Origin of the sequence: Microcystis sp. CS-574, from assembly GCF_028329095.1 — a bacterium.
GTDB lineage: Bacteria > Cyanobacteriota > Cyanobacteriia > Cyanobacteriales > Microcystaceae > Microcystis > Microcystis ichthyoblabe_A.
The window spans coordinates 1-7,683 of sequence record NZ_JAQMSY010000024.1; the positions used below are offsets into that span (position 1 = coordinate 1).

A 7,683-nucleotide genomic window follows, 5' to 3' on the forward strand; every position below is an offset into this window, starting at 1 on the left:
CTTCCCCACTTCCCCACTTCCCCACTTCCCCACTGTGCAGGGGGATTATTTTCTAGAGAATAAAACGTAAAAACAGGGAATAATAAACAGAGTTAACAGAGTTGCTAAAGACAAACCCGAAAAAACGACAATTCCTAAAGGTTGCAGGAATTCTCCCCCCTCTCCCAATCCTAAAGCGAGGGGAAATAAACCTAAAACCGTGGTCACGGTAGTCATTAAAATCGGTCGTAAACGTTGGGGAGCGGCCTTTAAAATAGCTTGTAGTCGAGTAAAACCGAATTCTTGCCGCAATTGATTGGCTAATTCCACCATAATAATCCCGTTATTAACCACAATGCCCACCAATAACACCACCCCGACGATGACAATGGCATTAATCGGGGTTTTGGTCAAATATAGTCCAAAAATTCCCCCCGCTAGGGCCAAAGGAACGGTTAACATAATCACCAAAGGGTCTATGAGCGAGTTATACTGGACGGCCATGACTACAAAGACTAAAAATACCGATAAACCCGCTAATAAACCCAAAGAACCCTGAATTTCTTGATTAGAGATGGCAGCAGCACTGGGTAAAATGCTGATACCATCGGGTAAGGGAGTGGAATTTAAAACCGATTGTACCCCCGCGAGTGCGTCACTTAATTTCGCACCCTCGACTAAACTGCCGATAATAATAAAAACTTGACGCTGATTGATTCTCTGGATGACTGCTGGGGTTTTTCCCCCTTCAATCCTGGCGATATCTGCTAATTTTAAGTCTTCTTGTCTATTGACAAAAATAGGTATTTGTGATATGTCACTAATTTTTTGCCGCGAGTTGGGGTCCAATTGCACCCGGATATCGATTAATCTTTCTCCCCGTTGCAGTTGGGTGGGGATCGATCCTTGAATAGCGGTCCTTACCGTTTGTCCCACTTCCAGGGTACTCAATCCCAAACTATTTAAGCGAGTCCAATCGGGTTTAATCTGGATCTCTGGTTGTCTGGGGTCAGCATCGGGACGAAAACGCGCACTAGGGACTTTTTCATCGAGAATACTGAGGATTTCTTCACCAGCTTGCTCTAAAGTTTTCCCATCTCGTCCCTGTAACATCACATCCACGTCAGCACCAACGGAGGGAGAGTTATTAAGAATAATACCGCGCACTTGACCGGGGGTGAGACGCAAACGCACGTTAACGAGGTTTAATTGCTCTAGTGCTTTGCTCATGCGTTCGATATATGCTTCTGTATTAGAGCCTTGTTTGAGATTAATCGTACTAGAAGCACGCAAAATATTTTCATTGGTAGTTGTGCCAAAAAGAGAACCGCCACTGGTAGTAAAAACGTACTTAGTCTCTGGTTGTGATAATAAAATCTTTTCTACTTCCCGCATCACCTGACGGTTAGTATTTAAATTGGTACCCGGGGGAAATTGAGCAAAAAGGTTCACCTGTCCGGTTTGAATACGACTAAAGACTTCCTGGGGGATATATTGCCAGAGATAGAAACTACTTCCCCCTAAAATTAAAAAGGCCAGCAGGATAACAGGTATTCTGTAGCGGATGATTTTAGCTAAACAACGACCATAGAGAATAGTTAAAGCTTCTAGACGTTGACTAAAGACTTTTAAGAGCCAAAATCGCTGAATGCCACTAGAAACCCGCATATTTAACAAACGACTGGCTAACATGGGAACAACGGTTAACGCACACAGGAGAGAAGCAGCCACAGCAAAACTGATAGTGAGGATAATCTCGTTAAACAGCAGGGAGATAAAACCACCCAGTAATAAAAATGGCAGGATAGAGACGAGATTAGTCGCAGTGGAGGCCACTAAAGCGGATTCTACCTCTTGGCTGCTATTCCGGGCAATTTCTAAAAAATCTCGCTTATTTTGGTTTTGACTAACTTTGAGGGCAATATTTTCCAGCATGACGATGGAATTATCCACCACGATACCCACCCCTAGGGCCAATCCTCCCAAACTAAACACATTTATCGATAACCCGAATAACTTCATACAGATAATTGCGACGAGGGTAGAAAGAGGAATCGCTAGGATAATGATAAAAGTCTGTCGCAGGGAACCGAGAAAGACGAATACAGTCAATCCTGCTAGAATTGTCCCCGCTAGTCCCGAAGAAACCACGTTATTAACCGCATTTTGGATAAATACAGACTCATCGCTAGTGGGGACGACTTGTATTCCCCCGGTCATTAACCCGGATTTTTTTAATTCTGTAATGCGTTTTTTGACCCCTTCTACCACAGCAATCGTGTTCGCATTCGGTTGTTTTTGGACGCTAACCCTGACGGCATTTTTTCCATTTAGGGTGACAAAAATTCTTTGTTCTTCTGTCCCATCGATAACTCTGGCCACATCCCGCAGATAGATTTTTTCTTCGGGATTATTACTATCGGTCAGTGCTAAATCTTGGATATCCGCTACGTTTTTAAATTTCCCCACCGCACGGGTTAAAGGTTCCCCAGTTTCTCCCTCTAGTCGGCCCCCAGAGATGTCCTGATTGCGTCTTTTTAGGGTGTCTAAAACCTGATTTAATCCCACTCCTAAAGATTGTAATCGCTGTAGGTCAATATTAACTTGAATTTCTTCTCTAACTCCCCCAATCACGTCCACCACTGCCACTCCTCCCACAAATCCTAATTCTCTCCCTAATTCTTCATCAGCAAATAATCTTAAATCTTTTAGGGGTAGGGTATCAGAAACGAGAGCAAATTCATAGACGGGTAAACGAGAGGGTTCAAATTTGTTTAAGCGCGGTTCCTCAATAATATCGGGTAAATTTTGTCGGACACGATTAAAACTTTCGGTAGCTTCATTTAAAGCGACATTTAAATCTCCCCCCGGTTGAAAAAATAAATCTACTCGCATCCTTCCCTCGCGAGTTTCTGAATAAACTTGCACTACTCCCTCGGTGGCACTCATTCCTTCTTCTAGGGGTTTAGTGACTTCTTCGAGAATAACTTCCGGGGAAACTCCAGGGACATTCATCCTTAAACTAATGCGGGGATAAGTGATAGAAGGAAGCAAATCTACTTGTAAACGATTTAGAAAAAAAAGACCGATGATGATAACTGCTATAGTTAACATCAATACTCCTATGTGACGACGAATTGATAGACCGCTTAGGGAGATGTTTTCTAACATGATTACCTATGGGGGAGAGTAAACAGTGAACAGTAAACAGTAAACCCATAACTGATAACTGATAACTGATAACTGATTAATTGTGCATAACTCGACCGAAACTCCATAATTTTTGATAATAATGACGACTGACGCTATCCCTATCATCGGTGAGTAGATTGATAGCGATACCATTGTTACCTGTTTCTTTTCCTGAACTGTGGATATATTGATTATTCCCTAGATATAAAGCCACATGATTAACTCTTTTATCACCAAAGAAAATTAAATCTCCTGGGAGTAATTCCTCTCGGTTTATTTTTTGACAAAAAGCCTCCTGTTGATAGGAATCCCTCGGCAACCAAATGCCAAAAGTGGCAAAAGCAGCCTGGATTAATCCTGAGCAATCGTAATTAGGTGCAAGGGTTCCACCCCAGAGATAATGATTGGTACAATTCATTGCTTCCTGAGTAAAAGTGATAATATCAGGAATGTGTTTTTCTATGTCTGAACGAGTTAGAGGAATTTTTTGATAAGCTGTGGTGGCCACCGCAATTGCATCTAAATCTTCTCCGCATAACCAAGCTAAATAATTATCCTCCCTTAGCTGAATTTGTAGCCCTTTTTCGGTAATTTCTAGGGAAATAAATTTTAATTGTCTTCCCCGTTGTGCTTGGGTAGCTAACTCTTGACAACTGGGAGAATTGTAGAGATTTAAGTCTCTTATACAGAGATATTCCTGGGTGGATGATGGGGGAAGGGAGATGATTTGCATAAAAAATAGATCAGAATTTATTGACAGAAAAAACTGCATTACTAGCCAAAAGCAAAGGGATAACAACGAGGAGAATAACCTTAGTTCGTTCTGTCATCTTCAAGTTTCCACCTCTCTTAATTCGGCTCTCTTATTCTTTGTGTGAGCAGTTTAACTTACTATAGAAGCGATCAATCTTTGTGTCCTCTGTGTCTGGAGTGGTTCCTTCCACTCGCTCGCCAGCAGGACTGTATCTTAGAATACATTTTACCCACCAAACCTAAGAGAGCCTTAATTCTTGGCCATAAAGATAATCTATAACCGAACTGAATCCCTGAAAAATTATTAAACCTATGGCATAATTAACCTTTCAGGGTTCAAAAACTGCAAAAATAAGGCTTAAATGGCATACAATCGGTGAATAGAGCGTTTAATCGTTTATTATTCGTTTTTAATTCTCCTGACTACTGGCTACTGGCTACCGACACCTAACCCTAACAACAATTTTTAATTTTTACAACAGGTCTAGGATAGCCAGTTCCTTAACAATATGTTACAATAGCCGGCGAGAGGGGGTGGCCAATATCTGGAACTTTTGGGCTAGAGATAGATTCTAGGGATCAACAGTCACCTCCTAGAGTAAGCTTTTAATCAGATGTTGAGGTTAGTCTATGGCCAATGTTTCCGGGCGGTTTGAAAAGCAAGAATACAGCCAAAACTCAGAAAATACCGTCGCGGTGGTCAGTTCAGTCATGTCCGGTTTAAAAAAAGCATCTCCCCTGCAAAAGGGCTTATTTTGGGGAATAACCCTCAGTTTTACAGCCCTAGTTTCCGCCACTGTTGGGGCTGCCGTCGCTTTAATTAGTCCCTTACCCGCACCAATTGGGGCCATCTTCCAAAAAACATCTTTTCCCACCCAAACAGACATCCTTGAGGATCAAGCTTGGAATAGCTTAATCAATCAGCAGCTTTCTCGTCCTGTTAATATTTTAGTTATGGGCATCGATCGAGTTTTAGATGCCAAAAACAGCGACGATGTATTTAAAGGTCGCAGCGATACCATGCTCCTAGTGCGCTTCGATCCTAGCGATAAAACCGTGAGAATGCTGTCTATCCCTCGCGATAGCCGTGTCAGAATCCCCGGCCACGGTTTCACTAAAATCAACGATGCTAACGTTCACGGTGGACCAACTCTAGCGGCAGAAGTTGTCACTAATACTTTAGGGGATGTCACCATTGATCGCTATGTGCGGGTGACTACCGATGCCTTTAAGGAATTAGTCGATTTAGTCGGGGGTGTAGAGGTTTATGTACCCGAACGAATGTATCATAAAGATGTCACCCAAAAATTAGAAATTGATTTACAAGAGGGTTGGCAAAATCTCAACGGCGACCAAGCAGAACAATTTGCCCGTTTTCGTAACCCGCAATACGGCGATATTGGTCGCGTACAAAGACAACAAATTTTATTAAAAGCACTTCAACAAAAGATTTTTAGTCCGACAATTCTCCCCAGTCTCCCGAAAGCAGTACAGGTTTTACAACAATATATCGATACGAACTTAAGCGTCGAGGAAATGCTGGCTATCGCCAATTTTGGCCGGGAAATTAAACAGGATAACTTAAGAATGATCCTACTACCCGGCCGGTTTAATAGCCTCGAGGAATACGATGGTCGCAGTTATTGGATTTTGAACCGTCGCGAAATTAGAACCATTGTGGCTAATAATTTTACCGATAACCACGCGGGGGGAGAAACCTCCGTTTATAGTCTGGGGATTGCCATTCAAAATGCCACCAATACCAAAGGTTTAGCCCGTCGTACTCGTGATTATCTGGCCAAACGGGGCTACACAAATGTTTATATTAGCGATGACTCCTCCCAAAAGCTAGAAACCACGGCGATTATTGCCCAAAAAGGTGATATTCAGTCCGCTAACCTCTTGAAAAATCAATTGGGAATCGGTAAAGTAGAATCATCCTCCACTGGTGCTTTAGACTCAGACCTAACTATTCGGGTGGGTGATGATGTGGCCCAGTTTCTCGACGCTCAACAGTAACAATGTTGAAAAATTTTTTCAGTCTGGTTTTAATTATTTTGCTGGCGATTCTGTGGCTACTTTTCGCGGCCTGTCCGGTGGCTTTGGCCCAAGATAAAACGATTAACTATAGTTTTGCCCAGCTGCAAGATCGGGATTTTTCCCATCAGGATTTGCGCGGAGGGGTTTTCGCAGCTGCCGCAATGCGGGGAGTTAACCTAGAAGGGTCCGATTTATCCTATAGCATTCTCACCGAGGCTGTCCTCTTAAAAGCTAACTTAAAAGGGGCCGATTTAACCGCCTCTTTGGTAGATAGAGTTACCCTCGATTTTGCCGATTTAACTAACACTATTTTTACCGATGCGATCGCTACTCGCAGCCGTTTTTATGACACAATTATTACTGGGGCCGATTTCACTAACGCGGTCATTGATAACTATCAGGTCAAGTTAATGTGTGAACGGGCCGATGGCATTAATCCAGTCACGGGAGTGGCCACCAGGGATAGTTTAGGCTGTAATTAGCAATTCCGGCCAGATTCTAACTGACTGCTCAAAAATAGCCTACCCCCTACACCCTGGCTATCTCGATCGAGACAGCAGAGGTGTAGAATGAAAATACTGAGCGAGGCTAGAGAAAGGAGAGGGACTCTTGATAATCGTCATCGATAACTATGATAGTTTTACCTACAATTTGGTCCAGTATTTGGGAGAATTAGCCTCCGAGTTCCCGATCGCCTTGCCGATCGAGGTCTATCGTAATGATAAAATAGACTTGGCCATGATCGAACAAATGCGGCCGGATGGGATTGTCATTTCCCCCGGTCCTGGTCGTCCGGTCGATGCGGGCATATCTCTGGAATTAATCGCCAAATTTGGCCCCCATTTGCCGATTTTGGGGGTCTGTCTGGGTCATCAAAGTATCGGTCAGGTATTCGGGGGGGATGTGGTCTCGGCCCCGGTCTTGATGCACGGCAAAACTTCCCCAATCTATCACAACAGTGAAGGGGTATTTCAAGGCTTAGAAAATCCTTTTACTGCCACCCGTTACCATAGTTTAGTGATCGATCGCTCCACCATGCCGGATAATTTAGAGATCACGGCCTGGGTGGAAGATGGCACGGTCATGGGAGTCCGTCATCGGGATTACCCCCAGATTCAAGGGGTACAATTCCATCCCGAAAGTATTTTAACCACTGCCGGCAAGGAACTTTTAAGAAACTTTCTCCGATCCCTCTAGTGTTTACCTATAATGTCGGCTTGAAGGAACCCTCGGTTTCACCTCGGAGATGAAAAGCCGACCAGCATATAACAGCACTTCGACACATTTCGAGGGGCTTCGATGTAAAGGCTCAGTGACACGAGCACGACTAAAAATAACTCTAATCTATAGTTGCCAATTTAATTTTAGTATGCTAGAATAGTTTGCGATCGTTGGGTCGATAACGCAAAATGTTTGTTTTAGAGTACAAGCTTAGAGGAAAACCATCTCAATATCAAGCCATTGATGAGGCTATTCGGACAGTCCAGTTTGTTCGGAATAAATGTCTTAGATATTGGGAAGACAATAAAGGTGTAGGACAAAAGGATGTATATAAATATGTCACTCAATTAAGAAGTCAATACCCTTTTGTTCAAGACCTTAACTCTACAGCTTGTCAACAGGCTTGCGAACGGACTTGGACTGCTATTCTTAGGTTCTATAATAACTGTAAGAACAAAATTGCTGGTAAGAAAGGATATCCTAAATACTCTAAACGTA

General features: G+C 43.0%; 5 protein-coding genes and 1 pseudogene. 4 read left to right on the forward strand and 2 right to left on the reverse strand.

Annotated features, from left to right (window positions below):
* Window positions 1–45 precede the first annotated feature (45 nt).
* Both PN470_RS01965 and PN470_RS01970 read right to left on the reverse strand, forming a co-directional pair.
* The gene (locus PN470_RS01965) at window positions 46–3,150 is read right to left on the reverse strand and encodes an efflux RND transporter permease subunit (protein ID WP_272103502.1); all 3,105 of its coding nucleotides are present in this window, start codon (window positions 3,148–3,150) and stop codon (window positions 46–48) included.
* 76 nt (window positions 3,151–3,226) lie between these two features.
* Window positions 3,227–3,904, reverse strand: coding sequence for a C40 family peptidase (locus tag PN470_RS01970; protein WP_271937124.1), 678 nt, complete (start codon window positions 3,902–3,904; stop codon window positions 3,227–3,229).
* Window positions 3,905–4,554: 650 nt separating this feature from the next.
* Here PN470_RS01970 and PN470_RS01975 point away from each other — a divergent pair.
* From PN470_RS01975 to PN470_RS01990, 4 genes and pseudogenes are all read left to right on the forward strand, one after another.
* A complete protein-coding gene (locus PN470_RS01975; RefSeq protein ID WP_272103504.1) occupies window positions 4,555–5,943 on the forward strand; it encodes an LCP family protein in 1,389 nt (462 codons plus the stop codon).
* 2 nt (window positions 5,944–5,945) lie between these two features.
* Complete coding sequence (locus tag PN470_RS01980; RefSeq protein ID WP_272103506.1) at window positions 5,946–6,446, forward strand: pentapeptide repeat-containing protein; 501 nt, start codon at window positions 5,946–5,948, stop codon at window positions 6,444–6,446.
* Window positions 6,447–6,573: 127 nt separating this feature from the next.
* Window positions 6,574–7,161, forward strand: a complete 588-nt coding sequence (locus tag PN470_RS01985; RefSeq protein WP_272103508.1) for an anthranilate synthase component II — start codon at window positions 6,574–6,576, stop codon at window positions 7,159–7,161.
* A gap of 212 nt (window positions 7,162–7,373) precedes the next feature.
* Window positions 7,374–7,683: pseudogene (locus PN470_RS01990) on the forward strand (RNA-guided endonuclease TnpB family protein); the annotation flags it as partial.